At 48.5% G+C, this 25,116-nt stretch carries 25 protein-coding genes; 15 read left to right on the top strand and 10 right to left on the bottom strand.

The features are described from left to right. Window positions 1–3 precede the first annotated feature (3 nt). From K0504_RS10065 to K0504_RS10015, 11 genes are all read left to right on the top strand, one after another. Window positions 4–696, top strand: coding sequence for a hypothetical protein (locus K0504_RS10065; RefSeq protein WP_220104065.1), 693 nt, complete (start codon window positions 4–6; stop codon window positions 694–696). Between the two features lie 3 nt (window positions 697–699). Beyond that, window positions 700–3,324 (top strand): MobH family relaxase, encoded by a 2,625-nt coding sequence (gene mobH / locus K0504_RS10060; RefSeq protein ID WP_220104064.1) that lies wholly within the window; start codon window positions 700–702, stop codon window positions 3,322–3,324. Further along, window positions 3,317–5,251, top strand: a complete 1,935-nt coding sequence (gene traD, locus K0504_RS10055) for a conjugative transfer system coupling protein TraD (protein ID WP_220104063.1) — start codon at window positions 3,317–3,319, stop codon at window positions 5,249–5,251. The genes mobH and traD overlap by 8 nt, the downstream gene beginning before the upstream one ends. Before the next feature lie 2 nt (window positions 5,252–5,253). Continuing rightward, window positions 5,254–5,856 carry a hypothetical protein gene (locus tag K0504_RS10050; protein WP_220104062.1) on the top strand — a complete coding sequence of 201 codons (603 nt, stop codon included), beginning with the start codon at window positions 5,254–5,256 and terminating at the stop codon, window positions 5,854–5,856. Further along, window positions 5,856–6,551 (top strand): DUF4400 domain-containing protein, encoded by a 696-nt coding sequence (locus K0504_RS10045; RefSeq protein WP_220104061.1) that lies wholly within the window; start codon window positions 5,856–5,858, stop codon window positions 6,549–6,551. The genes K0504_RS10050 and K0504_RS10045 overlap by 1 nt, the downstream gene beginning before the upstream one ends. A 207-nt stretch (window positions 6,552–6,758) precedes the next feature. After that, window positions 6,759–7,088: a hypothetical protein gene (locus K0504_RS10040; RefSeq protein WP_220104060.1), complete on the top strand. Its 330-nt coding sequence runs from the start codon at window positions 6,759–6,761 to the stop codon at window positions 7,086–7,088. A gap of 73 nt (window positions 7,089–7,161) precedes the next feature. Continuing rightward, complete coding sequence (gene traL / locus K0504_RS10035; protein ID WP_220104059.1) at window positions 7,162–7,461, top strand: type IV conjugative transfer system protein TraL; 300 nt, start codon at window positions 7,162–7,164, stop codon at window positions 7,459–7,461. A gap of 27 nt (window positions 7,462–7,488) precedes the next feature. Continuing rightward, on the top strand, window positions 7,489–8,235 hold the full coding sequence (locus tag K0504_RS10030; RefSeq protein WP_220104058.1) for a TraE/TraK family type IV conjugative transfer system protein: 747 nt from the start codon (window positions 7,489–7,491) through the stop codon (window positions 8,233–8,235). Between the two features lie 11 nt (window positions 8,236–8,246). Beyond that, the gene (locus K0504_RS10025; protein ID WP_220104057.1) at window positions 8,247–9,389 is read left to right on the top strand and encodes a TraK domain-containing protein; all 1,143 of its coding nucleotides are present in this window, start codon (window positions 8,247–8,249) and stop codon (window positions 9,387–9,389) included. A gap of 11 nt (window positions 9,390–9,400) precedes the next feature. Then, window positions 9,401–10,759 carry a TraB/VirB10 family protein gene (locus K0504_RS10020; protein ID WP_220104056.1) on the top strand — a complete coding sequence of 453 codons (1,359 nt, stop codon included), beginning with the start codon at window positions 9,401–9,403 and terminating at the stop codon, window positions 10,757–10,759. Window positions 10,760–10,770: 11 nt separating this feature from the next. Next, on the top strand, window positions 10,771–11,178 hold the full coding sequence (locus tag K0504_RS10015; protein ID WP_220104055.1) for a hypothetical protein: 408 nt from the start codon (window positions 10,771–10,773) through the stop codon (window positions 11,176–11,178). A 27-nt stretch (window positions 11,179–11,205) separates the two neighbouring features. On the opposite strand, the gene K0504_RS10010 is transcribed toward K0504_RS10015, so the two are convergent. Together K0504_RS10010 and K0504_RS10005 are read right to left on the bottom strand one after the other, a co-directional pair. Next, window positions 11,206–12,423 carry a hypothetical protein gene (locus K0504_RS10010; RefSeq protein WP_220104054.1) on the bottom strand — a complete coding sequence of 406 codons (1,218 nt, stop codon included), beginning with the start codon at window positions 12,421–12,423 and terminating at the stop codon, window positions 11,206–11,208. A gap of 113 nt (window positions 12,424–12,536) precedes the next feature. After that, window positions 12,537–13,103 carry a hypothetical protein gene (locus tag K0504_RS10005; protein WP_220104053.1) on the bottom strand — a complete coding sequence of 189 codons (567 nt, stop codon included), beginning with the start codon at window positions 13,101–13,103 and terminating at the stop codon, window positions 12,537–12,539. Between the two features lie 138 nt (window positions 13,104–13,241). On the opposite strand from K0504_RS10005, the gene K0504_RS10000 reads away from it, so the two are divergent. From K0504_RS10000 to K0504_RS09985, 4 genes are read left to right on the top strand one after another with little or no spacing between them, the layout of a single operon-like run. Next, window positions 13,242–13,982 carry a thioredoxin domain-containing protein gene (locus K0504_RS10000; protein ID WP_220104052.1) on the top strand — a complete coding sequence of 247 codons (741 nt, stop codon included), beginning with the start codon at window positions 13,242–13,244 and terminating at the stop codon, window positions 13,980–13,982. Then, on the top strand, window positions 13,982–14,920 hold the full coding sequence (locus K0504_RS09995; RefSeq protein WP_220104051.1) for a TraV family lipoprotein: 939 nt from the start codon (window positions 13,982–13,984) through the stop codon (window positions 14,918–14,920). Before K0504_RS10000 ends, K0504_RS09995 begins: the two co-directional genes overlap by 1 nt. Window positions 14,921–14,931: 11 nt before the next feature. After that, window positions 14,932–17,478, top strand: a complete 2,547-nt coding sequence (locus tag K0504_RS09990; protein WP_220104050.1) for a TraC family protein — start codon at window positions 14,932–14,934, stop codon at window positions 17,476–17,478. A 10-nt stretch (window positions 17,479–17,488) separates the two neighbouring features. Continuing rightward, a complete protein-coding gene (locus K0504_RS09985; protein WP_220104049.1) occupies window positions 17,489–17,782 on the top strand; it encodes a cold-shock protein in 294 nt (97 codons plus the stop codon). A gap of 88 nt (window positions 17,783–17,870) precedes the next feature. Here K0504_RS09985 and K0504_RS09980 read toward each other — a convergent pair whose 3' ends face one another. From K0504_RS09980 to K0504_RS09945, 8 genes are all read right to left on the bottom strand, one after another. Further along, the gene (locus K0504_RS09980) at window positions 17,871–18,344 is read right to left on the bottom strand and encodes a hypothetical protein (RefSeq protein ID WP_220104048.1); all 474 of its coding nucleotides are present in this window, start codon (window positions 18,342–18,344) and stop codon (window positions 17,871–17,873) included. 16 nt (window positions 18,345–18,360) lie between these two features. Then, entirely contained in the window at window positions 18,361–18,726 is a 366-nt protein-coding gene (locus K0504_RS09975; RefSeq protein WP_220104047.1) for a hypothetical protein, read from the bottom strand. A 398-nt stretch (window positions 18,727–19,124) separates the two neighbouring features. Continuing rightward, a complete protein-coding gene (locus tag K0504_RS09970; protein WP_220104046.1) occupies window positions 19,125–19,376 on the bottom strand; it encodes a hypothetical protein in 252 nt (83 codons plus the stop codon). 58 nt (window positions 19,377–19,434) lie between these two features. Further along, a complete protein-coding gene (locus K0504_RS09965) occupies window positions 19,435–22,548 on the bottom strand; it encodes an adenine nucleotide alpha hydrolase family protein (protein WP_220104045.1) in 3,114 nt (1,037 codons plus the stop codon). Window positions 22,549–22,666: 118 nt separating this feature from the next. Next, complete coding sequence (locus K0504_RS09960; RefSeq protein WP_220104044.1) at window positions 22,667–23,026, bottom strand: hypothetical protein; 360 nt, start codon at window positions 23,024–23,026, stop codon at window positions 22,667–22,669. A gap of 19 nt (window positions 23,027–23,045) precedes the next feature. Then, the gene (locus K0504_RS09955; protein WP_220104043.1) at window positions 23,046–23,501 is read right to left on the bottom strand and encodes a hypothetical protein; all 456 of its coding nucleotides are present in this window, start codon (window positions 23,499–23,501) and stop codon (window positions 23,046–23,048) included. Between the two features lie 167 nt (window positions 23,502–23,668). Next, a complete protein-coding gene (locus K0504_RS09950) occupies window positions 23,669–23,905 on the bottom strand; it encodes a sulfurtransferase TusA family protein (protein ID WP_220104042.1) in 237 nt (78 codons plus the stop codon). A gap of 11 nt (window positions 23,906–23,916) precedes the next feature. Beyond that, window positions 23,917–25,038 carry a DNA sulfur modification protein DndB gene (locus K0504_RS09945; protein WP_220104041.1) on the bottom strand — a complete coding sequence of 374 codons (1,122 nt, stop codon included), beginning with the start codon at window positions 25,036–25,038 and terminating at the stop codon, window positions 23,917–23,919. Between the last annotated feature and the right edge of the window lie 78 nt (window positions 25,039–25,116).

Below are 25,116 nucleotides of genomic sequence, written 5' to 3'. Positions count from 1 at the left end.
AACATGGCCGAGCAACAAAACACCAACATTCGTCGCCGCAAGGTAATGCAAGTAAACCTTAAGCTAGCTAGCGAGCAGTTGTACCTGTTCATGCGCAAGGAGGGGAGCGTCACTCTTGGCGCGTTTGAGCGAATCGGTTCGCTCATCAAAATGTTAGCGAACAATCCACCATTACAGCAGCAGTTAACGGCGTGGGTAGATGCTCTGTTTGAAGAAGAAAACAAAGAGCTTGTCAAAATGCAGGCTCAAAAGGACGTGCTGGCCAAATCGCTAACCGTGGATTTGCCACCAGTGTCCGTGCCGGATAGTTATCAAATTGATATTGAAGTGGCTCACCCCATTTATTGGCGTTTCATTGAACTCATTCAAGCGCTGGATGGCTTGCTAGACGAAGTGGAAGTGCTTTGGCTAGCAGGGGTTGCAGATGACGATAATTTAGAAAGCGCTCGGCGCCAAGCCATCACAATCATCCGTCGCACAAGCATGAAAATTTTCACTGTTACTGCGCCAGGTAAGCGCGAAGGCGGGAAGTTTGACCCGTCCAAGTTTATTGCTGCTCTGAAGTTGGGAGCCATAGGCGGTGCGGCGATTGACGAAGCGGAGCCGACCACTAAAGCGCAGACTACTGACGAGCAAGGCGAGGTGGCAATTAGTCCCGACTCAGCAGAAAGCGAAGTTATTGCAAAAGCGAGCTAGCTTATGATGGCGCAAATATCTCGACTATTGACCGCCTCGGGCGCAGTGTTCGGCCGCGCTCGAAAGGTCAACAATTCCGACAGCGCATCGCATGACACGGTGGATATTTACGGTGATATCGTCAAAGCAATCGACCTTGTTACCTATCCGCCGGCTGAGTACGGTGTTCCAGTCGTTGCAATCAATGAGTTGCTCGGACCTCACGGCCCACTGCTCGAGTTGATTAAGCGAAGCGCAAAACTGCCTGATTCCAGCACGGATAAGAACGCTCCGTCATTTGAAACCCTCTACTTAGAGGTGGCGACAAATTACGCAGCGTTCGCGCACTCGTTACCTGCATCGGAAGGGCATCACCATAATCGACCCGGAGGCCTATTAAAGCATTCGCTAGATGTGGCAGAAAAAGCGTTGCGATGGGCAGAAGACAACTACCTTCCTGCGCAGTTTCCGTCTGACATTGAGTTTCGTAGAAAGCCGAGGTGGCGATATGCGGCATGGTTGTGCGGGCTCCTGCATGATGCTGGGAAACTGTATACCGACATGGTGGTTTTTGATGCGGCTAACAAGGGGGATGAGTGGAAGCCGGTAACGGGATCTCTGGTCGACTGGGCCAAGCGAAATGGAGTTAAACGATACAAAGTTGAGTGGCTTGCCTCTCGAATCCATAAGCAGCACGAGACAGCTGGCGCCCACATACTCCCGCACGTCCTCACAGATGCCGCGCGCCAGTACATCGCCTCATGCCCGGGCGAGCTCTACACAGAAATTTCCAATGTTCTATCTGGTTACCAAACAAGCCGAGGTTTTTTAGAGAGCGCGGTGCGACAAGCTGACAGTGTGTCGACATCACAAGATATGGTGACCATCTGGGACACCGAGTTAGGCAAGCGCCAGTCCTCAACATATGAACGCATTCTCAAGGGTATTCAAATTCTTCACCCAAAATGGAAGGTAAACACCACTAACGCGAATATCTGGACAATTGGAGATGATGTTTATTTGAGATGGCCTGATGCGTTCGCTGCCACGGTAAACTATTTAACCGAGCAGCAAGTATCTGTACCGCAGTCACCGGAAACTATCGTCACGCTACTAAATGATAGGGGAGTGCTGCAGAACATCGACAAGAAAGAAAAGTACGTTCTCTTTGCTCCGGGCGAATTCACCAAAGATGATGCTCAAGCAATTTATGAAGGCAAGAAGAAGGTAGCGTGGCAGTATCTAATTCGAGCGGCGTGGCCAGGGCTTGTGTATGGCGGGGCTCCAATCCCAATGAGCCAGCAAGGCCTTATGAAGATCAACCACGACTTTGACGCCATTCTGTATAGACAAGACGGCTCGATTACGAGATTTTCAAAAGAAGACTTCACAACTCAGGCTGACGAACCAAAGAAAACCAGCAGAGCCAAGAAGAAACCAAAGTCGAGCAAAGCCGCCAAGCAAACCCAAGCACCATCAGAATCAAACTCAGAAATGCCGAATGAATCTAATAATGTGCTGCGATTCAATGCGGAGGAGTTAGATTCAATTAACGCCCCCAACAATGGTGACGAGGAACCACTCGCGCCAGCTAGTAACAATGGCAGCGCCAAGCCTACTACAAATGACATCCCCCACGACCAAGTATCAACCAATGTTGAAGGCGAACAATCAATGCCGCCAACAGAAGATTCCCCGCCGCTGGACGCGTATGAGGATTTACCGCCGAGCGATGAGGAGCCACAACACTCAAACACGACATTCACCGGCACTGTCTCTCCGGCTGCAAATACGCCCAAGCAAGCAACAGCAAACTCTGTCAACGAGCTGATAAAGTCACGAACAAAACCTGTGTCTACTAAGTACCCATGGAAGGAATCTGTGCGTTCGCCGGGGAAAATTGATGAGGCACTAGCGGGGCTATGCGAACAATTAACACAAGGGACGATAGCTAAGGAAAACGTTGAGTCCTTAATGAGGATTGAGCCAAGCGTTGTAATTGTGGAAGCGCATAAATTATCCGAGCTGGTGAACATCGATATTAATGAGTTAGTTCAAGACTTAAAGATGAACAAGCTAATTGAGTTTGACGCAAGCAAGCCAAGACAGTTGACACGAACATACAAATTGCCAAGGTCGAAAAGCGTTGCTGCTCTCACCCTATCCCCAAAACTGAGTCAAGCACTGACGCTTGCTGCAGGCCTTAAGTTATTAGATAGCGGAAGTACTCGAGCTGTAAGTAGTCCGAAAAAGAAGGTTAACAACGCCATAGACCAACACCAAAAAGGCGAAGCTAAGAAGGCAGCCAATACAAAACCATCAGTAAATACAGCAACCGAATCTCAGCGCGGAGCAATCAGCACAACGAAACGTGAAAGCGAGATATCAAGTCGGGCTGAACTTTTTTTGCAGCACCTAATGTCAGTACATCAGGAGCTAATCAGTAAGAACAAGGCGATTTTGGTTAGTGATGGGGTTGCTGTCGATGAGCGAACACTTTGGCGCCACTTAACGAAGTGTGGATTCACGCTGAGTGAGGCGAGAAAGATTACACAAGAACTTATGCTCCGAACGGAGCGTTGTGAAATCGAAAGTAAGCCCGTTTTTTGGACTGTTCTGCCAATGAAATCCGAGGATAACAATGAATAAACTGCGCAAAGACCCGACGTTTCAGGAAAATTTGTTTCGTCCTATCTACGAGGTTAACGCGCTCTATGGGTGGGCCGCTGCGAGTGCCGCAACGCTGGCGTCCGTTGGTATGGCGCAAGCTGGACAGTTTTCTATGCAGTTGTTGTCAGCATCAATATGTACTGCGATGGCGGGCGTTCGCTACAGACAAGCGTACCCATTATTGCGGCGCCAGTTGAGGCTGTTCACTAATAAGATTGATTTCATGCCCGCTGAAAAGCTTCGTAAGCTGAACCAAGTAGAAGTAAATATTCTTCAAGACGGGGAGGTTGATGCAGCAGGTAGAGTTGTTAAGCACTCTCCAGATGATCGGGAAACGTATTTATGCGAAGGATTCGAGTGGGGGCCTGAGCATGCGAACCGAGCCCATCAGGTCATCGATTTATCGAGCGATTATGGCGAGGTAAAACTACCGTTAATTATGCGGCCATGGGAGAAGCGCTTACGCAAAACAACGCGCCGGCTTGGTGGTAAGCCTTGGATACACGGCATGGGCGAATCAAAGCGTATCATGGTGAGCGAGGATGCTTGGTACGGTCACACCTTCATGGCGGGTAATGTTGGTACTGGCAAAACGACACTGTTAAAGCTGTTATCACTTAGCATGTACCACCTTGGCCACACGCTAATTATCATCGACCCCAAGAACGATCGCGAATGGCGCGAATCAATAGAAAATGAAATGGCATCACGGGGAGAGGCGCACAAATTCCACTACTTCCATCCATCAATTCCTAGTGAATCTATTCGATTGCAGCCGTTAAAGAATTTCAATCGGCATACAGAAATCACGACGCGGGTTGCGGCGTTACAGGCAACGGGCGATGGGCCAACATCGTTCTCAGAATTTGGATGGGAAGTAATTAATAAAGCTGTGGAAGGTTCTCTATTTATTGGTGAGCAACCTAGATTAACGACGCTCCAGAGTTACTTAACTGATGGCAAGTCGGAGTTGTGCATAAAGTGCTTAGAGAAGCATTTTGATGCAGTGCTCGGAGAGCCTAACTGGCGTATCACGCTCCAAAAAGAATTTGAGAAACGCGGCAAAAGCACACTTGAACAGTATATCAATTATTACTTACAAGTCGTGGCTGAGACGCATAAAGAAGGAGTGGTCGACAAAGTCATTTCACTTATCACGCATGATGCTGCGCACTATCAGAAAATGGTCGTAGGCCTGCTCCCGCTATTCTCTATCTTGAATGCCAAACCACTGGATGAATTGATTTCACCAGTTGACGATTTAACGGGCGCGGACAAGCGGCCGATAATCGACACAAAACAGATCATTGAAGGTGGAGGGGTCTTGTATCTAGCGCTTGATAGCTTAAGCGATTCAAAGACTGCAGGGCATTTAGCCAAATTGATTTTGTCCGACATCGCAGCGGCAGCGGGTGAGCGCTACAACTATGGTGGCTCTGGCCGTCGGGTATCGATATTCGTCGATGAGGTGCATGCTGCTGTTGCTGGTAATGACGCCCTACTTAACTTGTTAGCGCAAGGTCGAGCGGCAGCGATGCAGTGCTTCCTAGCTACGCAGACGATACCGGACTTAGAAGCCAAAACCGATCCAGCAAGCGCCGAGCGATTCTTGGGGTTGTGCAACAACTTCATTTCAATGCGTGTTAACGACCAGCGAACACAAGAATATGTTTGTCGGAACTTTGGACGAACGTCAGTACTAAATACACAAATATCCATGTCAGAGAACACCAACACAACCGCTGGGTTGGGGGAGTTCGCGGGTGGTTATTCTGAGCGTCTGAATCGCATGAAAGATGACAGCTTTCCTGAGCAATTACTGACTGACCTGCCAAAGCTCCAGTTCATTGCTCGGCTTGCTGACGGACGAAAAGTGAAAGGACGGATCCCCGTAATTAAGGAGTAACCGTGCAGGAGACTAAATACATGGCTGTTTTATGCCCCTCAAAGTTGCTCAACACTTCTGAATGGGAGCGCTTGCAGCTCGCCTACGGACAATTTAGCGCTATTGAGCGAGTAACTAACAGCTTGATTGCCTATGTTGGTGTGGCTTTGCCAAGCAAAACAACAGAGCAGTTATTGGTGACACAAATTGTCATGGCGGCGCTTGAGTGCTTTGAGGGCACCGAGGGTACGCTTCAAAAGCGATACACAGCCTTTGTTGATGCAATCATTGTTCAACTGCCAGATGTGATGCGCTATCAAGTGGCGAGCAAAAAAGACCGTGGGATTATCCGAGGTCAGCGCCCACGTTTCGCCGTTTACTGGGACTGCGTGAAAACGGGGTTTGCATTATGGGCTAAAGAGCAACGAGTGCGAGCACCCATTATCCAAGAACTGACGGTTGATGAATCTTGGTTTGAACAGAATCGACCGCGCTTTGGAATGATGTTAGCAAATCATGTTTTTGAACGTAGCGACTTGAGTTTTGTTGGCGTGCCGCATGCGGGAATGTCACAACCCTATAGCAAAGAGCAGCACCGAGCCGCAATTTTAGAAGGTGATACTTAATGACGGACAGCAACACTGATAGCAATCAGTCATCAGCACCAGACTTAAGCCCTGCACAACAGACGGCGAAAGGCGTCTTCATTGCGATGCTGAGCTTCTTTAGTCTTGTGTACTTAATGGTGGGGATTACAACTGAGCGGTATGAATCGCTGGTCACGAACGAAGTTGTGCAAGCCAGGAGTATTATGCATGAGTCTGACTGGCATGAAGTCACTGGGCGAGCTGCACAGTGGTACACCATAATGGCCTACGAGTGGGGCGTTGTAGACTTTTTGGATCGCGCGTTTGTACCAAAATCTGAGCATGGCGTTGCGGTTAAGATGTTGAAGCTTAAAACGCATTTGCGAGAGTTAGGGTTGCGAATGACCAATAACGTGAAGCTCATTATGTACCAAGGTGCGTTTCGTGTGAGTTCATTTGGCTTGTGGGTGATGGTTTGCTCGCCGTTAGTGTTGGCCGCTGCCTATGATGGATATAACAAATGGCGAATCAAGGCGCACAGCTTTGGGGGGATTACCGTTAGACGCTTTCACTTGTGGCTAAAAATGCTTGGGGTTTCGATGTTAATTCTCCTTGCGTTCTTCTTGGTCCCCGGATTCTTAGGGACGTATGCCGTTTACTACCCGCCGATATTGCTTTTTATTATGGCGCTCATCGCAAACAGAATGCTGAGTACATACCAGAAGCGACTATAACGACTGTTGCTCCACTACATCCAATATGGTCAGCCTTGTTGCTGGCCATTTTTATACAGCCCTTCCTATCTCCTTTGTGGCGTTAAATCGCTGACCAAAATTGTTAGGTAACTAAAACGCCGACCTTACAAGCCATCCCCCTAAGTTGTGGTGATTGAGAATAATCGAGCCAACTAACTGAACTTTGTATTGAAAGGAAAAGGCGTAATGAAAAAATTACTTTCCATGCTGAAAAGCATTCGAGCCAAGCGGGCTCTAAAGGTTGCATCGTTTGCGGGGATCTTCACGCTAATCGCAGTAGATGCAACAGCTGGCTCAGGTACGGCATTCCAAGATATTTGGGATAACGAAATTAGTACCTGGCTAGATGGTGAGCCGGCAATGATCATTGCTGCGTTGACCCTGTTGATGTCGTTGTATACCGGCATCATGAAACAGAACTACGTGCTTGCGATGGGTTTCTTCTTCTGCTGTGTCTTCATGGCGTATGCAGGCGGCATTATCTCAAGCTTCTTCTCTGCAGGTTTTCCAATGTAATAAAGGCTCTGCTTGCGGGGTTTTTATTAAACCCCCAAGCCCTTTCATCTTTAGTCAAAACTGAGTGGTCACAATGAAGCAAAACGACCCGAACCTATACCGTATTCCACATCGAGTTAACGCGCCGATATCAGTCATCTTTTGGAATGCTAGCCAAATCGTCCCTGTAATTGCAGCCATTGGTATTGGCGCCGTATTCAAAATGATGTCGTTCGCGATTGTTTTTGCTGTGGTGTATTTCCTCGTGGTTGGACATTTTGAGGAGCGGTATGCGCGCGGTTTTGTTAAGCACAAGCTGTGGTGGATGGGGATGTTTCCAATTGAAAACAGTCCGTCTGTTCCTGATCCGATGAAGCGTGAATTTCACCAGTAACACTGAGAATCTTAAGGCCATTTTCGAATGAACATATTCAAAAATTTACAAGTAGAAAGGTCATGGAGTGCCGCGGTAGCAAGTCGGAACATGGCACAGGTAGTGAACGTCACGTTGGGTGCAGCAGTGCTGTTCTTAGCGTTTTCGCTATGGCTAAAAGACCCGCATACAGTTGTGACACCACCGAAGTTCACTCAGGAATTAACCATGGTTGGTGATCAAGCCAGCCCATCTTACAAGGTCGGCTGGGCCGTTTTCGTGGGTGAGACTGTGGGGAACATCAATCCACGCAATATCAATTTTAAGCGCGATTTGCTCATCGGCATGTTGTCGCCAAATCTACAAGATTCACTTGGCGACCAAGTTGAGCGAACGGTCGAGCTAATGAAGACCCGAAAAATCACTCAAAACTTTGTGATGGATGATGCTCACCATGATCCAAGAAATGACATTGTTTATGTGTGGGGAAATAAAGTGACGAAGGCTGTTCGTCAAGATCCTATTGTGACCAAGTGGACCTACGAAATACAAATCCAATCGCGACAAGGTCAACCTCGAATTTCCTATTTTAAACAGTACGCTGGCACGCCGTCGGGCTCTGAGTTGCGTGGCCATGCAACTAAGAATACACCTGACTACTTGAGCGCACCAATTCAAGATGCCATGGACACTAATGCCGAGCGCTACATCCAACAGAACGAGCAAAATTTGCCCGAACATAAACCTGATGTAGCCCCTGACAAATCTGCTGATGCAGAACAACCACAGAAGTAAGCGAGGACGTAATGAATCGCATCGTATGGCAAGCGCTTTGTGCCGGTGTAATCTCCACACTATCGACTGCTACGCTGGCAAATGAGCCGCAGCAGCCAGAATTTAAACTACCTGTTGTCATGACCTCTCCAGACACAATGGGTCAACCGCCGGCCCCAAGAAGCAGAGAGGAGTTACTCGCTAGCCAAGGCGTCGGCTCTAACCGAGTTCAGGGTGGCTATGTTATTGAGGTGCCACAGCAAGAATCTGGAGGCGTGGACCCGGCAGAAGCCCTAATGACGCTGGTGGAATCTCAAAAGAAAGGTAAACAACCTAACGCCGAGGTTTCTCGCTTGACAGGTCAGCCGCGAGCGATGGATTCGCAGATGATGAGCAAGATTAAGGACACCTATCGTTCAGTTCAGCGTTTAACGATCGCTCCGGGAGAATCAAAGCTTGTGCCGGTTGCTCAGGGTTTAATGAACCGCATTGAGACGCCATTTAAAATGGTTGCCGTCAAGGACTCTGGTGCAGAGGATGTCATTGTCGATCTCGATGGCGGCATGGTGTTTGTGACCATCAATAGTTATGAGCCTATGTCCTTAATGGTTTATGAGGAGGGTGTGCCTGAAACCATGTTTTCAATCATGCTCCAACCAATTGAGGCACCACCAGTAATGATTGATGTCGACATGGACATCTCACCAGCAATGATTGCCAAAGGAGAGGCTTTCCGTCGCCAGCTCGAAATTGATGAGAAATTAGCTCAAGCAGACCGAATGCAAGATATGCAGACCAAAACCAGCGAGCATGTTCGACGCATCAAAGAAATCCTCGCTCCGGTTGCACGCGGAGAAGTACCCCGCGGGTTCAGTTTTACCGATGAAATCCCTACTCATTATCGAGAGCCATGCTCCATCACCATTTATCAAGAAGCAAAGCAGCGTCTGATTGGGGCTCGTGAAGTGGTAGACGTGGTGTTAGTCGAAAACACATCATCACAAGCCTACTACGTCCGAGAACAACACTGTTTGATGAAAGATACGATAGCTGCCGCCGTACTAGACCGTTCATTACTGATGCCAGGTGAACGTACCGAAGTCTATATTCTGCGCGACAAACTCTATGAGCAACGCAAGGCCCGTGTGAAACGCCGCCCTCGCTTGATTGATTAAGGAGAATAACAATGGACAGCGGTACCTTAGGCAGCATCCAAGCCAAAATCAAAGAGCAATGGGAAAAACCCAATGTTCGCAAACTAACGATGGCCATCATCTTTGTTCCTGTGTTGTACCTGATGATCTCAGCGGTCAAAGAGCGTGGTGAGCGCGCCGATAAACGCCAAGAACGTCGAGATAATCAGCCCGAATCGGTTGAAATCTTTGAGACGTCGTCGGTCACTCAGCTCGATGAGATGCAACTTGAAGCGATGAAAATGCAGCTTGAAGATGAAGCCAAATATCAAATGCAATCTGTCAAACAAGAGCGTGAGCAAAGTCGACAAGAAATCGATGAGCTAGGGCAGATGGTAGCCAAGCTTCAAAGTGAATTAGGTGAAATGAAGCGTATGCAAAAGGTGGCGAATCGCCAGCGTGCCACTAATCAATCGCCACGTACTTCTGAGCGCAATGAAAAAGCTCCCCCACAAACAGAGGTTGTAGCTCAACAAATGCAGCAGGCTGCGCCTCAGACTTTCGTGAAAGATCAGACGACTATTTTAACGCGAAACCAACCGATAGAAGGCCGAGCTATTCGCACCGTAACACAGCGTCGGGTGCGCGAAGTGACACGAGAAGGCGGCGTTACCGTTGAAGATGTGGAAGGCGTTCGGACCTTAAGTCAGCGCCAGCCTAGCGAAAGTAATTCAAGTTCTGGTCGTAGCGAGAAACAAGAATCGACCAAGGCGATGGAATTCTTTTTGCCGGCAGGTTCAATCATGAGTGGCACCTTGCTGAATGGTGTTGATGCACCGACAAATAATGCATCTCGCTCTGATCCAATGCCGATTTTGCTGCGCATTAAAAAAGAAGCCTTGCTGCCAAATCAGTTCACTATGGATGTGCGCGAATGCCACCTCTTGGCGGGAGCCGCGGGCAAGTTGAGCTCGGAGCGTGTCGAAATGCGAGCAGAGGCGATTAGCTGTGTATTGAATGACGGCCGAGCAATTGAAAAGAACCTAACCGCGTATGCTGTTTCCAGTTATGACGGCAAGGTTGGGATTCGGGGTCGCTTGGTTTCGCGCAATGGCTCAGCGATTGCACGAGCAATGATGGCTGGCTTTGTTAGCGGCATCGCTGATGCATCAGCGCCTAGTTCTATTCAGGCGATTGATGAAAGTCCGGGCAGCTCAACGCTGTTCCAGTCAGCAGATTATGGCGACATCTTTGCTAGTGGTGCATTTAATGGAGCGTCTAGCGCAATGGAACGATTGGCTGACTATTACACGAGTATGGCGGAAAACATGTATCCAGTGATTGAGTTGTCACCGGGCACACAAGTCGACTTTATTGTCCAAAAGGGCATGTCATTCAAAATTAAATCATAGGGTGAGTGAATATGTCGGATTCTGCTAATAATACCGAGACAAAACCATTGGCCCATATGGCTAGTGGCTGGCTGAATAAATTACTTGGTTCACTTGTCCAACTCGTTGTGGTGTTGGCGGTTGTCATGGTTGTGTTGTTGGATTACGTCGACACACGAATCGAAGCGCAGGCTATCGAGGCGCCCATCAAGGTTAAAATCGTTGATTTATTCGCGCTATCAGAGGAGTTGGCTCAGCGCGGATACGGGCCTGAGCAAATGGGGTCGTATGTAGAGATGGCTGCACGAATTCTGACATCAAATGGCTACATCATTATCGATAAGAAGTCGGTGGTTGCGGCGCCTGAAGGTGCATACTTCAAAGCGCCGCCGATAGAAGATCTGGAGAAAGTATTGGCGCAATTGCCTGCGCCAGAATAGCTAAATCATCAGCATGTTAAGAAGCCACTACTCCAGTGGCTTTTTTTTTGGGGGTAAATACGTGCGGACAAGGAGGAATGCCAGACACGCTAATCCTATAAGGAATGACGCAGCCGTCAGAAAACGGTATTGCTCATAAAAGTCGCCGGACTTTGTTGGGTTGGCGCGGTTCCATCCGTAGTAGGAAAGGGAGTAACCAACGGCGTGAGCGAATGATATATGAGGAGAAAGCTCAGCAAAAAAGCCTGCGTTGTCCGGATCCATATATTTTGTATCGAGGTGCTCCAAATACACCTTCTTTTGCGCCTCATCATCAGTGTTCGTTGCTAAGACGAAAATTGCCTCGGTGTTTGAAGGCCAGAAATCAAATATTGCTTGGTACCATGTTAGTAGCGCCTCACCAGAAGCATCCTTCTCCTTCTTCTTTTCCTCCTCTATTTTCAGTTTAAGAGCCCATATTTGCAGGTAAGGATCGTCTGCGTGGGTATCAGCTAGAGCATAGAGTGCCTGTTGTGCTTGTGCTTTCTCAGCCTCAGTCAATTCGTCACTACTGGCTCTTTGTCGATAAATTAGCCCCTCAAAGTACGACAAAATGCGATTGTCGCTTAGAGGTTTGAGGTAATAGTCAGAGGTGGCATCTGGAATATCGTCAAAATGGCGAGCTGACACTTGGGCGAAGCTGCTGGATGTCGTTTCCCAGTAGATATCCATGCCATCATTGTTTGACCACGCTGCAAAGGCGTGTCTAGGCGAAGGCACGTAACGTAAGGAGATGCCTTGCTCTGCCGCTGCATCAATTACGAGAATCGTTCGCAAATCACAGTCTAGGGTCTGAGTGGCAAGCCCATCAATCAAATCGGTGCTAGCCGTGTAATTGAATCGAGAATTAAGGGCGTGGTGAACCTGTTTCATGTAGGCCAGCATGCCTGCTCTATCTTGTGAAGCTGGTTTAATCGCCTGAACTTCTTCAAACCAAGAGGAAAGTACGTGTATGGCTGCGCCCTCTTGTTCAGTATGAAGGTTGTGTGCCATCTCTAATTCGATGATTGACTTGGCTAGGCCATCCGGCAGTTTGTCAATGGTTTGTGAGTCTTTGCTGTACGGGGTTGTTTCCCAATGAATATTGGCGTCATGTGTGTAGTAGAGCCAGCCCGCATAACAGGCATACAGGGCGTAAAAGCTGAGCACAGACACCACTGAAGACCACAAAACAATACCACCAAATTTAACTACGATTTTGCGCATCAAACTACATCCTCAATCAACTAGAAAACGAATTTATTACATAAGGTTACAGTCGTTATACCGCAATTTTATAATCGAGCAAGTGAGGGGATAAGCATAAGGCGAGGTGATGTTTATTTGGTGCCAATCAGAGGCAAGTCCTTGTAATGGCCAGATTGACAAATCATTCGTAGATGAGGGCGGCCATCAATCATTGTCTCGAACTTATGAATTATTTTTTTCTTACATTCACTTTTAGTAAGCGGCGACTTGAACTTGCACGTTAGGCCTCCACTTCTTTTTTTAGACCGACCAAACACATGCGCCCCAGCTTTTTGAATGGCAATAACAATGAACCCAGCAAGCACACCTTCTAGTATGGCGAAAGCAGCAGGGGGCAAACTGTTGGGGGCTAGGCGGTCACCAATACTTGGCCGTTCCCGAATTTGCCCGGAAGCCGGAGCGAACCCTTGCTTAACAATTACTCGATGAGCAATGTTGCGTAGCGGCTTTTGTGAGTGTTGCACAACTTTGATGGTGATTCGCTGGCCAGAGCAAGAGAGATGGGCGCGGTCCCGCGCATGTTGTTGCAGAGTGATCGCCGAACCTGCATTGCTCGGCGGTACGGCCTTTTTCAGTTGCTCATATTCGCTATGCGTCAAGAAAACAGTAGCGGTATGGTTTTGCTTTATTTTACGCATTGAACGATCGTCCTTGGTAGTGCTCAATTACTTGGCGTAGCAGACGGCCCGTAACGGAACCAAAACGCCACTATAACAGGCCATTGTGTGTCTAGCGCTAGCCATACCATAGTCTCACCCAACTAATAGGAGTGAGATATGCGCAGATTTGCCGGTGTTGCGCTACTAGCTAGCTTTTTGATGTGTCCGGTGACGTATGCAGATGAGGCGCCCAAAGAAAGCGCTGATGCGCAACCGAAACTGACCTTTCAGCCTTTTCCAACGACCAACGGTTTGGCATTAGTCGAAACCGAGGATGGTGAAGTTCAATTTGTGACATCGAATAACGCGCGCTTTGCGATTCAAGGCAAGGTGTGGGATTCGTGGACAAAACGTTATATCAACACGCTTGATGATTTGCTCGACTCGCTCCATGTGCCACTGGCCCAGATTGGTATTCATGTGGAGCAAATGGCACACCTTAAACTTGGTAATCACAGCAAGTCGCGCTTAGGCGTAGTCTTTATTGATCCGTTATCAGTATCTAGCCGGGAATTCCTCAAACGAATGAGCGCAACCCCGAATAAGTACCGATTCGACGTGGTGTTAGTTCCTACCCAGCGCCCGGGAAGCTTAGAGGAAGCCCAACGACTATGGTGTAGCCCAGATAAGGGGGCAGCACTATCAGACTTGCTCAACAACACCAAGAATGCCCCAGCCTCAAAAGATGAATCGTCCTGCAACATTCAAGCACTCATCAAAAGCTCTATTGCACTCAACATGCTGAACATTAAAACAGTGCCACACATTGTTCGTGAAGACGGGCTGATGGCGCTCGGCGTACCCACAAACTTCGACCAGTGGTTAGTTAAAGACTTTCGCAAAAAGGATCAGAAATAATGATTAAACATACATTGGTGTTTGCTGCACTAGCATCCACAGTAGCTCTTTCCGGTTGCTCTATTACCCCCATGGGCGAAGAAGAATTCGGTTGTCCAGGAATGGAGCGCGGCGTTCTTTGTAAAGGCCCTCGCGAAGTCTATGAGCTGACCAACGACCGTGAAAACCTTCACGACATGATGCTTACTGCAGAAGAAGCTAAAGCGGGAAAGGAGTCAGGTGCAGAGTCCACTAACTCAGCTTCTGCACCGACAGAGATAAGCTCAAGCTCGAAAGGCCCACGAGGTAAAGGGCGCAAGATTGAGCGGGGCGGACCAACTTACGACCCTACGCACGATCCAGATTGGCTTGAGGCCAATATTGATGCGTTAAGTGAGCAAGCTCTAAATGAACCAACTCCTGAAAATATTGCGATCTATCAACGCGCTGTCAGTGTTGCTCTGCAACGGGCAAAAGCGGATTCGGCCCCACCTAGCACTGAAGGCACGCGGTTCGTGCCGCGCTCTACCGATCGGCAACATCCCGCATCGTATGACAAGGTGCAGGCGATTGGTTACGGTGGCGGACAAAACGCCCCCGTTAGCGAGCACCAGCAACTTTCTAGCTTTGCTGAGCCTCCGCATGACATCGCCCCTGAGCCTTTAGCCGTTTTAAAAGAAGCTGAAGTAATGCGAATTTTGGTCGCTGCCTACCATGATGAAACTAACGATTTACATATGCCGGGCTATGTCTATGTCGACCTAGCACCGCGAACGTGGATTGTAGGGGAAGCTGCCAACACAGCCCCAAGCCGAATCGTACCTCTCGAAATCCGCACGGAAACACAACAAGAAATGCGTGACCGTGAATATCGGGAGCAAGGCGTGAGCGGTTTAGGTGTTGGGCAAATACCACATCACCAAAAACAATTTGAGCCGAAGCCAACAGCTGGCCAATAAGGACGGATATCATGATTGCTAGTTTTCAACAACGTATGGCGCAGCTGTTCAAGCATGATAAGTGGTCTGAATGTGTACCGGTGCTGGACTACTCTCACCATGAGGAAATATTCGTAACCGAAGGCCCTTACATTGGATTTAGTTTTGTTTGCCAACCAACTCCCGGCTGCAATGAAGATATTAGAAACACGCTAACGAATTTATACAACCACGATATGCCCAAAGACACTCTCATGCAGTTTTCGCTTGTGTCTTTGCCGGATGTAAACACATTTATTCGTGGGTACGACACTATTCGCGGCGGGCGCATGTCCGGCGAAGATGGCTCTCTCTCCGATACGATGTCGCAATCGGTCATCGAATATTTGCGTGAAGGTACCCGCAATCCAATTCATCGCAGCGGCCTGAAAATCCGTAACTTTGAGTGCTGGGTAAGCGTCAAAATACCAATTAAGAAACAGTTGCCCACTGACAAAGAAGTGGAAATCGCGTTAAAAATCAGAGACGAAGTAGAAAATGCGCTTAGCTCCGTGTCCCTAGTTCCAGCTCGCATGACCGATGAGATGTGGCTCCATCGCATGAATATACTCATTAATCACAGCGAAGATGCTTCGTGGCGCTCAGAGCCGGTGAAGCGAAATCACGGCCGTTCGTTGCGGGCGCAATTGCTGGAGCCAGGCAGTATGGTGAAGCAAACGCCTGATGGCATCGAATTCTATTCAGAAGGCAAGTCCGAGCCGGATGCGGTGGCGACCATGCTAAGTCTGAAGCGGTACCCAGACTATATCATGTATGGTCAGATGCTCGATTTGGTTGGCGATTGGCGCGAAGGTGAAAACGGCATCTACGACAATTTCATGATCACATTGAATATTGAGTTTCCCGACCAAATCAAAGCTAAGAAGCGATTCCAAAAAGGACGAAATTGGCTGACACACCAAAGCCATGGTCCACTGATCAAGTGGGTCGACTCACTCCGCTTCCAAAAGCAAGATTATGATGCGATTAACCATGAGCTTGAAGAAGAAGGCGCAAAGCTGGTCAGGGCATACTTGCAGTTCACCCTGTTCTCCCGTACCCGAAAGGATGCGGAAAAGAACGTAGCGACGATGAAGGCGCACTACGCGAAGAAGAAGTTTAATATTGTAGAAGACAGAAACTTTTCAGCGCCACTGTTTCTGTCGTCACTACCGTTTGGCATCGACAAGAGTGCATCCATGCACTTTGAACGTTATGACACCTTTACCACCAACTCGCTAGTTTTCTTAACGCCCCATATGGCGTCATGGAAAGGCAACACCCCAACGCCGGTAATTGAGCTGATTGGCCGTGACGGGCAGTTATTCGGGCTTGATCTGTTTAAGACCGATGGCAATTTCAATGCGGTGATTTCGGCTGCCTCGGGCTCAGGTAAGTCATTCTTAGTCAACAAATTGGTGGCTTCATATCTGGGCTCTGGCATTAAGACAGGCGGTACATCGGCACCCGGCAATCAACCAATTGATGATGGTGCGCAAGTCTTTATTGTGGATGTTGGTCGCTCGTATGAAGGTCTTTGCTCTCAGTATGAGGGTTCGCAATTTTTGGAGTTTGGCGCAGGCATGAGCTACAGCCTAAACCCATTCCCAGCTATTCACGACTGGTACGGCAAAGAAGGGCAGGCCAACATGGTGCTCAACCTTGTCAAATCCATGGCCTCCGAGTCGGGCACCATCAATGACTTTCAATCCTCAGAAATGCTCAACTTGTTGACCGAGCTTTGGGAAAACAAAAAGAACGACGCCACGATCACGATGTTTGCTGATATGTGTCGAACGCACCCACATGAAGAAATGAAGCGGATTGCGGCACAGCTCAAACCGTTCTGTGATGGTGGTGTTTATCAGAACTTCTTTGGTGACAACTTGCCACCAGTTGAATTCAACGGCCGCTTGATTGTTTGTGAGCTGGAGGAGCTTAAAGCTATTCCACACGTTCAACAGTGTGTGTTGATGGCCATCATTAACAATGCTCAGCATGCGATGTATCTGTCGGGCACTTCGAGAAAGAAAATCTTTATTTTGGACGAAGCTTGGGAATACCTCGGTGATGGTGATGGACAATCTAACTTTTTTGCCAAATTCCTTGAGACGGGCTGGCGTCGTTTCCGGAAAACGCGGGCTGCGGGTATTTGTATTACGCAATCAATGCTTGATGCATATCAGTCTGCTGCGGGCGTCGCCATTGTCAACAACTCGGCATGGAAGATCATGTTGCGACAAGAGCCGGAAACCATCGAGAAGCTCAAAGATGAAAAGGCTTTCGATGGCTCACCGCTTGATTTTGACTTGTTAAAGTCAGTGAAAACCAAAAAGCATGAATACTCCGAGCTGTTTGTCCGATTGGGTAGCGCTAGGGAAATCGTGAGGCTGTTTGTTGATAAGCGATCTCAGTTGGTGTTCTCGACGGATCCTGATGATAAAGAAGCCATCGCTGCATACCGTAAACAAGGCTTGTCGATGGGGGAGGCTATCGATGCGGTTCACAATGATCGCCATGCTGGCCAGAAAGTCGCGTAGGAGTAGAGCAATGACTAACCGAACGCATGGGATCGTAAAATGGTTCGATAACGCACGGGGATTTGGCTTTATTAAGGAGCTAAAGGGGGCTCAGCTTGTCCCGTCCGAAGACGAAGACTTTGTGCATCACTCGGAAGTGACATGCTCTGATAGCCAGTTTGTGAAGCTGGCGGAAGGTGAATTGGTGAGTTACATCCGGGAGCCTACTGACAAAGGACACAAGGCGGTTGATGTTTTGCCGGTCAGGAATAACCTGTCTGGCCAATCGCCACAAGTAACTCAACCGGACAACACTTATTATTAAATATGCGGGCTTAGGCTCGTTGGGTCATGAATGCTCTCTCGACTTGCCTGCCGAGAGAGCATTCATCGTAATTGCCGGATAGTTGGTTTTAGTTTGATGGATTTAGCAGTTCAGAAACCTTCTCATAATCTTCTTCGTCATATGCTCGAACTAGCGGTTTCCAGTGTTCAACTAACTCACTCCATCGCTTACCTCGATCACGCATAAGTTCAATTTTGTTCTCCAAATCACAAGCTCGAAGCATTCGGATGCAGCGACCCAAATCGCTCGCAGCAAGAGGGCGGGGGCCGTTATCTGGTGGACAACCTATATTGGCGAGACACGCGAGCATGTAACGTGAACTCTCGCCCACATCATCTGATGCCAACCACTCCGCAGGAGTCATTGCCTTATTAGCGTAAATCCGCTCTCTGGCACACTCATCGCAAATCATATTTGCAGCTTCAATCACCTTATTCATGAGAGCAGCCTCTGCCGGCAGATCTGGTTGCTGGCGGCTCAACTCTTGAACTATTGCTGAAACCAAAGCGATTTGGTCAGGTTGAAACGTTTGAAATGTCATAGTTAGTTTCCGTCCGTTAAGCCGCTTTCGCGGCATTCAGTTTTCGCTGCTTGATTCTGGCATTGCGAGCAGCTACTCGGGCAAGATTTCTAGCCCTTGCTTCTGCAATCCGCTCGCCTGTGCGAGACATTAGTTGTTGTTGTATTGCATGAGTCTCTTTTCGCTCAATTTCGGTTGTTACAGATAGTGAACCGTTTGCTAGGCCAGCAATAGTAGAGTTGGCATTAATTGGACCTGCTGCTCGAATGTACTGGCGCTCTCTCTCATTGATAGCCGAACAGATCCATTCCAGTCGAGCATCAAGCTCATCATAAGAAAGCGAAGACAACTCAAGTTCTGTACTGACACTCGTTGGCGCGATGTAAGGTTTTGTAGTGAACATGGTTTATTCCTCCCTATCATTTCCATTGCAATCGGGACAGCTCTGGCAAGAAAAGCACCCATTACAACCGCAATTAACACCGCCACAATCGCAACAGTTATAGTGCTTGCTGCAGGTTCTTCCTCGGCTATCTAGCTCCTCGCATTGAATCGACAAAATGTCACGAATGGCGCAATGCATGCGGTCAAACGCTTGCTGCGTCCGACACGCAGGGGATATCACCAAGACGTCATTAGCAACGTCCAGCGTATAGATGGCTTTAGGGCAGCTACATCGCGCTAAATAGCCTGCAATTAGAGCAAGGTGCCCCGCTTGCACTGAGTCTGTTTTAGGGAATTGTACTTGAAGGTGATTCATGGGGACTGCTCCAACGATCGATAACTATGGGCTGACTTGTTTCAGTGGACAATTACATCAAGTTGCTTCAGGTGAGTGCGCAAATAAATATCCGCGGAGCGTCTGTCTTGCGCGATGTTGGCAATGCTATTTTGCAATGGCCATGGGATTTGAGCCGAGTCGAGTTGTTCAGCCCATGCTTGAAAATCAGCACGGCAGTTATCATGAAAGGCAGCGTAACAATGCGCGTAGAAACCCCGAACCAATTCCAGCTGGGACTGGTTGATATGATGTTGTGTGGTTGAGTTTTGCATGTTGATCTTGCCTCTACTGAACGTCATTGCTACGTGAGCGTGATAACCGATAGAGCAATCATGCCCGAAGCTTTGAATCGCGCATCTGCCTCCTGCGGATTAATGCGGCGGCCATAGCTGCTTTGTTATTGCCGCCTACCAATGCACGAGGCATGACATGAGAAGTTTTCTGGTCAACTTTAGATGATGCAGGCTGCGTTTGAGCTTGCAGAAAAGCGCTGACCCGACGAATAGCGTCAGTGGCTTTAGTCATGTTCCAGCCTGCGATTTCATCCGCCTCCTCCGGTTGCGTTAATATCCATTGAGATAAGGCAAGGTAATAGGGCACCTGGGCTGAGCAAGTAAAAAGTTGTTTCTTTGTCGCTACTGCGTTGCTACGCCGTGTTATCGCTAATTGTTGCTCCACTTGTTTTATGAAGTTCAAGGTTTCAAGCTTGATTGTCCAATCGTCCTGAAGTGCTTTGCGGTGGTGCTCTGTTAACAACTGACCAACGAGGGCATCGAAATCACCAAGCATGCCATCGACTTTATCCAGCCACACGCGAGCAACCTTGGAACGTGCTGAGAAGTTCACGTCATCAAAGCCAGACAGCTTCATTTCCAATCCGGCTTGATAGCCAAGCCAATCATGATGAATCGTGCCGTAGTGGCTGACGATAACGTTCACAGCTTGCATGAGGGCGCTTTGCGCGTAGAAGCTCGGCGCGGTGCTCGCTTGCTTGATGTGGTCTACAGCTATCGCCCGCGATGCACTTCTTTTGGCTCGCAACTGTTGAAGTTGGACGGCTTTGATGTGGCGGTATTGAGCCATGCTAATGCCGGCACTGGTGATACTGTGGTTATCCTTGAGTAAAAACAGGCCCATTTGATTAAACATGCTCGTGCGATCAGAAATCCGACGGCTGCTCGCTTCGGTGCCTTTAGATATGGCCAATAGCCCCGTTCTGAGCAGTGATTCAAACACATCCACGCCTTGATATTGGAATCGGGTTTCTTTCTTTGAGCGATACGCCGCGATGTATTCATCGTGCATGGCGATGGCGTCATGGGCCATAAATTGCAGCCAGTCACTAAGGCTTGATGGATCGATTCGGTATCCCACGCTGGATGATGGCTCGCTGTCGTTACGTGAATTATCTATCTCGTTAAAGATGCGGGCTTCCGTTGAGGACCAATCTGGTAGCCAGAATGGTCGGCGCTGTAGGTGGGCGCGAGATAATCGACTCTCCTCTCGAAACCCGTAAAATTTCACAGAGGCTCGGCCTTTGGTCAGTTGTCCTTTCTTTAGAATGGCTTTTCGGCGTGTGAAGTGCCGGTATGGCTCAGCATCGATACCCTTGAGATTAACTTGAGCGGGTAGGGAATAGATTCTACGGTGGCGTAACGCGATGTTGCGACGAACCTCTGTTTCGCCTGTGTTATCAAGGTCGTGAAGCATTTGCGCTTTGTCAGACGCCAAATCGGCATCAATAAGAGGATGAAGTGGTACCGCTCTACCTTGGTGAGTGAGTGACCAGCGCGTACCCTTGTCGTCCCTGCGCAGCTTTAACGTATAAGTTTCGCTTGAATCTTGGAGAGATGACAAGCAGCCGGTGCGCGCATCTTGCTCCAGGAATTCGCTTTGACGAAATCGAGGAGATAGCGGCAAATCTTGAATTGGCATCATGCGAGCATCAGGGATCTCATCGACGCGAGCTCGGTCCACATTGACCGACGGGTAAGGTAAACGAAATCCGTCCCGCACCTGACAAAACAGGGCAAACATCCGATAGGGTGGTAATCGGACGCCATCGCGAGAATGCATTGCGTCCAAGTAAAGCGCTTCTTCTTCTCCGATAATATTGATGAGTTGACGCTGGGCCCCCTGAACGTAGACCGATCTGAATTCTTCTCGGTCTTCTATGGAAAGCTCGGGGTCGCTCATGATATCTGCGTAGCCGGCGTCCAACATCAGCGATTGGTGGCCTTGAGCGGCTAACTTTCTAAATTCTGCTGCGCGCTTTTTATCATCGTCGGTCAACTGCATTAAGTAGAGGGCGATTCTTTCGATGGTTGACGCTTTTAGTACGTTAGGCTGTAGGACAACATGACCAGTGTCGTAATCAACCGCTCTAGAATGATAAGTACGATGGCGAAGGTCTTGCGAGACAAAGTAAATGAAATCTCGAACCCGTTTTAGGTTGTGCTGAAGGTGCTTGTAACGCGCCTTTTTATTCTGGTTTTCGGCAGACTTATCTTTCTGAACTTTGAGACAAAGACCGCATCCAAATCGACTGCCGCCGCAACCTGCCTGCTTGTTCGCGCCTTGTATTTTATGGGCTGACACAGGGCAACTACCCGAGTCTGCATCGCCGTAAATAATGCGAAGGATTCGGAAGTTTTCCGCATATGCTGGGATTGAAAAGCTGGCTTCAGGGCGGGTCATTGGATTGGTGCCAGCTCGACTGAGTAGGCCCATGACGTCTTCATAGCTCCAATCTCGAATCGGCATGAAAACTTTTGCAGGCTTACCATTGGCCATCACTTCTTCAATGTCGACGTCATTATTGTTCCGGCGAATACTGTGGGATCTCGACACGCTCTCCTCGTGGCGCGAACCAACAATGGTGACGACCTTGTCAGCGCCAAATCGCTCGTTAATTGATTTGAGCAACCGAGCGCTTTGATTAATTTTTAGGATGACAGAACAATCGTTATTTAAGCGGCCTACGGATGGGAGCTTGTGAGCTGTTAGGAATAGCGATGCCCAGCGCTCGGCCAGTGGCGGGCGTGTTGTAAGCAGCTCTAACGTTATCCCTTTATCCTTGCAATACCGTTGTAGGCGAGCGTCTTCGTAAAGGGCATGGATTTGAACGAATACGTTCTCAACCCCTGTGTCGATAGAGGTTACGACAACTGGCGCATCGCATGGGGCAATTTCGGGGTTTTCGGCCAACCACTCGCTGTGTGCCTGTAACTCTGCGAGCAACACGGTCGTAGAATCTTTACCCTTACTCCACGCTATTACTGACTGGAACCCTCTCTGCTTAAGGGTTTTGATTTCATCGACCATCACCCGGAACAGGCGGTGGAGGCGTTCATCTTCCGCTACTTTTTCGCTGTCACCATCAATCACGTTTACTGGCTCTTGTGTGTAGAACTTAGCAAATGATGCAGGGGCAAATGATGGCATGCGGCTCTCTTTATTTTTAGAACGTTGTCGTAGATTTACGGTAACGCGCCTCGGCTATCGCGCAATGCGACAGCGAGGCAAGTAAAGAGGTGCTGGTGGGGCGATATTTTTAATAGTACTAGGCAGATTTATCGATGTGGTAAGCAATAAGGTCTTCAATAGGTACCATGCCAGCATTGCCCATGAATCTGGAGGCAATATCAACAAGAGCTTCGTGCTCAAGCGTCGAAATGTTGTGTCCAGCTACAACATACATAGGCTGAGTGGAGTAGCTGGGCTTGCGTCTCAGGGCATGTCCTATATCTCTCAGCGCACTGCCGGACTCTAAATCAAGCCAGGGGGCTTGCAGATTGCCATCGCAAACTAGATTGCCGATACCATGAATTAGTTCGCCAGCTTCAAGCGCTATCCGGTCTTTCTCTGATAGCTTATTAACGGACTGACGATTGGACTTTTTCTTCTTAATAAAACCGAACATGAATATATCTCCACAAGGGTTAAGACAGAGAAACTTCTTCAAACTCAACAGGTACCCACTGGTCGCCAATGCTGAATGTTTCGCGATAGATAAGCGTTTCAAAAATTAACTTTTGGCCGGCGTTCGTTCCGGACAAACTTAAGAGCGTGGCGTGCCTGCTCATTTGATTGTTAAGGAGGGCGCTCGACATTAAATCATGCGCAACACGCGAGTAGATTGAGTTAGCAAGGGTTAGGTCATCAAGTGGTGGAACGTTGATTTCAGAACTCGACAACAACTCCCAGCGATCCTCACACAATGCGTTTTCGCGGAGCATCATTGCGTTGTAAATTGCGCGATCACCATCAGGGCCATTGCTTGCATTAAGTAAGTCAAAGTGGCGCTGCGCCATACCATGGTGCTGAGCAAAACTCAGTAGGCATCGACAAATAGCTGCATACTGGTTACCGGCTAATGGAGGGGCGATGTGTGGCATAAATTTCTCTCGAATTGAAAATGTAGAATCAAACTATACCCCCCGAAAAACACCGTCAAAAAATCTAAAAACCGTAAATTATTTTTATTTAGCTCGTTTTTTTAGGGCTACATCACATAATTGACTACTCGTTAGAGTCGAGCGCCTTGCTCAAGGCCGAATGTCGGCTATCCGGTAGATTTGCCGATCAATAACATCAAGTCAGTGCGCGCTTCCGTTTGCTCGATAGCAACGACTTGATGACCAGAATGAGCTGCGTACAACCTGACGTCGCGAACGGCATTGGGCGCTGAGGTTATGATGTGCACGAGTTGACCAGCCGGCTGCTTGCTCAGGTGCCGACGCATTTGAATTTGAAACTCAGGGCAAACCAAATGCATCGCATCAAATACGATAGGATTCATACGAGCCACCACTATGCCGCCGACGAGAGCGTGTCAGCCAGCTCTTGTGTAAGAGGAAGGCCGAGAGACGTGATGATATGGACCGCGGACATGCACTTTGCTCGCTTGTTCTTAATCATTTCGCCTTCGGTACCAACACAGCGGCCTCGCCAGTGTTTGGCGTCGCGTTTAAAGTCTACTGTTGCCAACCCATTAAGCCGTTCCCACTGCTCCTCGCCGCTGATCATAAAATATGATGACACTGCATGACCGACCATGCCTAAGGCTTCAAGCATGACCGCTGTTCCAAACACATAATGCTCACGAACATTCTGGGCAGAAACAGAGCCGCTAATCGCAGATTGGATTTGTGGATTCAACAGAACTTTTTCCATGAAATGGCCTACGTGCTCGATGTAAACGGCCATAGCATCCTCGTCGGCAAGTGTTGACTCCATTTGTTTTGGGGTTAATCCGGTGTAATTGACCAGAAATGCTGCCAGTTGGTTAATCGTCCAAAGATAATTGCTACCGCCGCTAACACCGGTCTTTTCCATATCAAAACGAGATCGAAGTGAATCAGGAAATGACTTCAACACAGCTTTAGTGAATAACGATTTTACTTCCCGCGTATCGAGAGTCAGATTGATTGCTTCAGATGTCTTTTTACCGTTGCGGTTATAGTCGACGAATATTCGCTGGTGGTCTTGAATGGTGCTCCACTCAATAATTTTGACGTCAATGAAGCTATTGGCGAGCGATGATTTATGGACGATTGCTTTACTTATTCCGCCAAGCCGGCCTTGGCCATCAGCGAGAAACTTGGCTTGGTCGTCTGGTATCGTCAGTATGCCCACAGTTACACCAGACTGTTGTGTTTCTGTGCCTGCCATCAGCAAGCTGCAGGGCTCAAAGTCAAAACCTTGAATAATGGCAACAACGCCAGGGAATGAATAATCGTCATGTTCCGAAAGGTATTTGCTAATAGCATTCGCTCTGGCTGGCGTTAAATCACGCTGTTGTTTGAGTTCTGAAGGTACGCCATCTGAGGGCAGCTGTTCAAACGTTGAGACAAGGTCTGCATAACTTAATTTGCCACTATAAGTGGTGCGGTTGGCTTCTTTTGCTGCGGTTACAATGAGTTGTACTGGCATGGCGCTTACACTATTTGTGTTGATTTAAGTTCATGCTAAGCCGGGTTCTTAATCGCGCCACTTAGGCGCCTCGATGTC

Source organism: Neiella holothuriorum (assembly GCF_019457915.1).
Taxonomy (GTDB): Bacteria; Pseudomonadota; Gammaproteobacteria; order Enterobacterales; family Neiellaceae; genus Neiella; species Neiella holothuriorum.
This window is presented reverse-complemented; position numbering and strand designations above follow the sequence as displayed.

Excerpts from the sequence above, each read along its gene's own strand:
- K0504_RS10020 (WP_220104056.1), top strand. The coding sequence starts at position 9,401 with ATGGACAGCGGTACCTTAGGCAGCATCCAAGCCAAAATCAAAGAGCAA.
- K0504_RS10010 (WP_220104054.1), bottom strand. The coding sequence starts at position 12,423 with ATGCGCAAAATCGTAGTTAAATTTGGTGGTATTGTTTTGTGGTCTTCA.
- K0504_RS10030 (WP_220104058.1), top strand. The coding sequence starts at position 7,489 with ATGAACATATTCAAAAATTTACAAGTAGAAAGGTCATGGAGTGCCGCG.
- K0504_RS09990 (WP_220104050.1), top strand. The coding sequence starts at position 14,932 with ATGATTGCTAGTTTTCAACAACGTATGGCGCAGCTGTTCAAGCATGAT.
- K0504_RS10040 (WP_220104060.1), top strand. The coding sequence starts at position 6,759 with ATGAAAAAATTACTTTCCATGCTGAAAAGCATTCGAGCCAAGCGGGCT.
- K0504_RS09975 (WP_220104047.1), bottom strand. The coding sequence starts at position 18,726 with ATGTTCACTACAAAACCTTACATCGCGCCAACGAGTGTCAGTACAGAA.
- K0504_RS09960 (WP_220104044.1), bottom strand. The coding sequence starts at position 23,026 with ATGTTCGGTTTTATTAAGAAGAAAAAGTCCAATCGTCAGTCCGTTAAT.
- K0504_RS10045 (WP_220104061.1), top strand. The coding sequence starts at position 5,856 with ATGACGGACAGCAACACTGATAGCAATCAGTCATCAGCACCAGACTTA.
- K0504_RS09955 (WP_220104043.1), bottom strand. The coding sequence starts at position 23,501 with ATGCCACACATCGCCCCTCCATTAGCCGGTAACCAGTATGCAGCTATT.
- K0504_RS10000 (WP_220104052.1), top strand. The coding sequence starts at position 13,242 with ATGCGCAGATTTGCCGGTGTTGCGCTACTAGCTAGCTTTTTGATGTGT.
- K0504_RS10025 (WP_220104057.1), top strand. The coding sequence starts at position 8,247 with ATGAATCGCATCGTATGGCAAGCGCTTTGTGCCGGTGTAATCTCCACA.
- K0504_RS09985 (WP_220104049.1), top strand. The coding sequence starts at position 17,489 with ATGACTAACCGAACGCATGGGATCGTAAAATGGTTCGATAACGCACGG.
- K0504_RS09995 (WP_220104051.1), top strand. The coding sequence starts at position 13,982 with ATGATTAAACATACATTGGTGTTTGCTGCACTAGCATCCACAGTAGCT.
- traD (WP_220104063.1), top strand. The coding sequence starts at position 3,317 with ATGAATAAACTGCGCAAAGACCCGACGTTTCAGGAAAATTTGTTTCGT.
- K0504_RS09945 (WP_220104041.1), bottom strand. The coding sequence starts at position 25,038 with ATGCCAGTACAACTCATTGTAACCGCAGCAAAAGAAGCCAACCGCACC.
- K0504_RS09950 (WP_220104042.1), bottom strand. The coding sequence starts at position 23,905 with ATGAATCCTATCGTATTTGATGCGATGCATTTGGTTTGCCCTGAGTTT.
- K0504_RS10005 (WP_220104053.1), bottom strand. The coding sequence starts at position 13,103 with ATGCGTAAAATAAAGCAAAACCATACCGCTACTGTTTTCTTGACGCAT.
- K0504_RS09970 (WP_220104046.1), bottom strand. The coding sequence starts at position 19,376 with ATGCAAAACTCAACCACACAACATCATATCAACCAGTCCCAGCTGGAA.
- traL (WP_220104059.1), top strand. The coding sequence starts at position 7,162 with ATGAAGCAAAACGACCCGAACCTATACCGTATTCCACATCGAGTTAAC.
- mobH (WP_220104064.1), top strand. The coding sequence starts at position 700 with ATGATGGCGCAAATATCTCGACTATTGACCGCCTCGGGCGCAGTGTTC.
- K0504_RS10065 (WP_220104065.1), top strand. The coding sequence starts at position 4 with ATGGCCGAGCAACAAAACACCAACATTCGTCGCCGCAAGGTAATGCAA.
- K0504_RS09965 (WP_220104045.1), bottom strand. The coding sequence starts at position 22,548 with ATGCCATCATTTGCCCCTGCATCATTTGCTAAGTTCTACACACAAGAG.
- K0504_RS10015 (WP_220104055.1), top strand. The coding sequence starts at position 10,771 with ATGTCGGATTCTGCTAATAATACCGAGACAAAACCATTGGCCCATATG.
- K0504_RS09980 (WP_220104048.1), bottom strand. The coding sequence starts at position 18,344 with ATGACATTTCAAACGTTTCAACCTGACCAAATCGCTTTGGTTTCAGCA.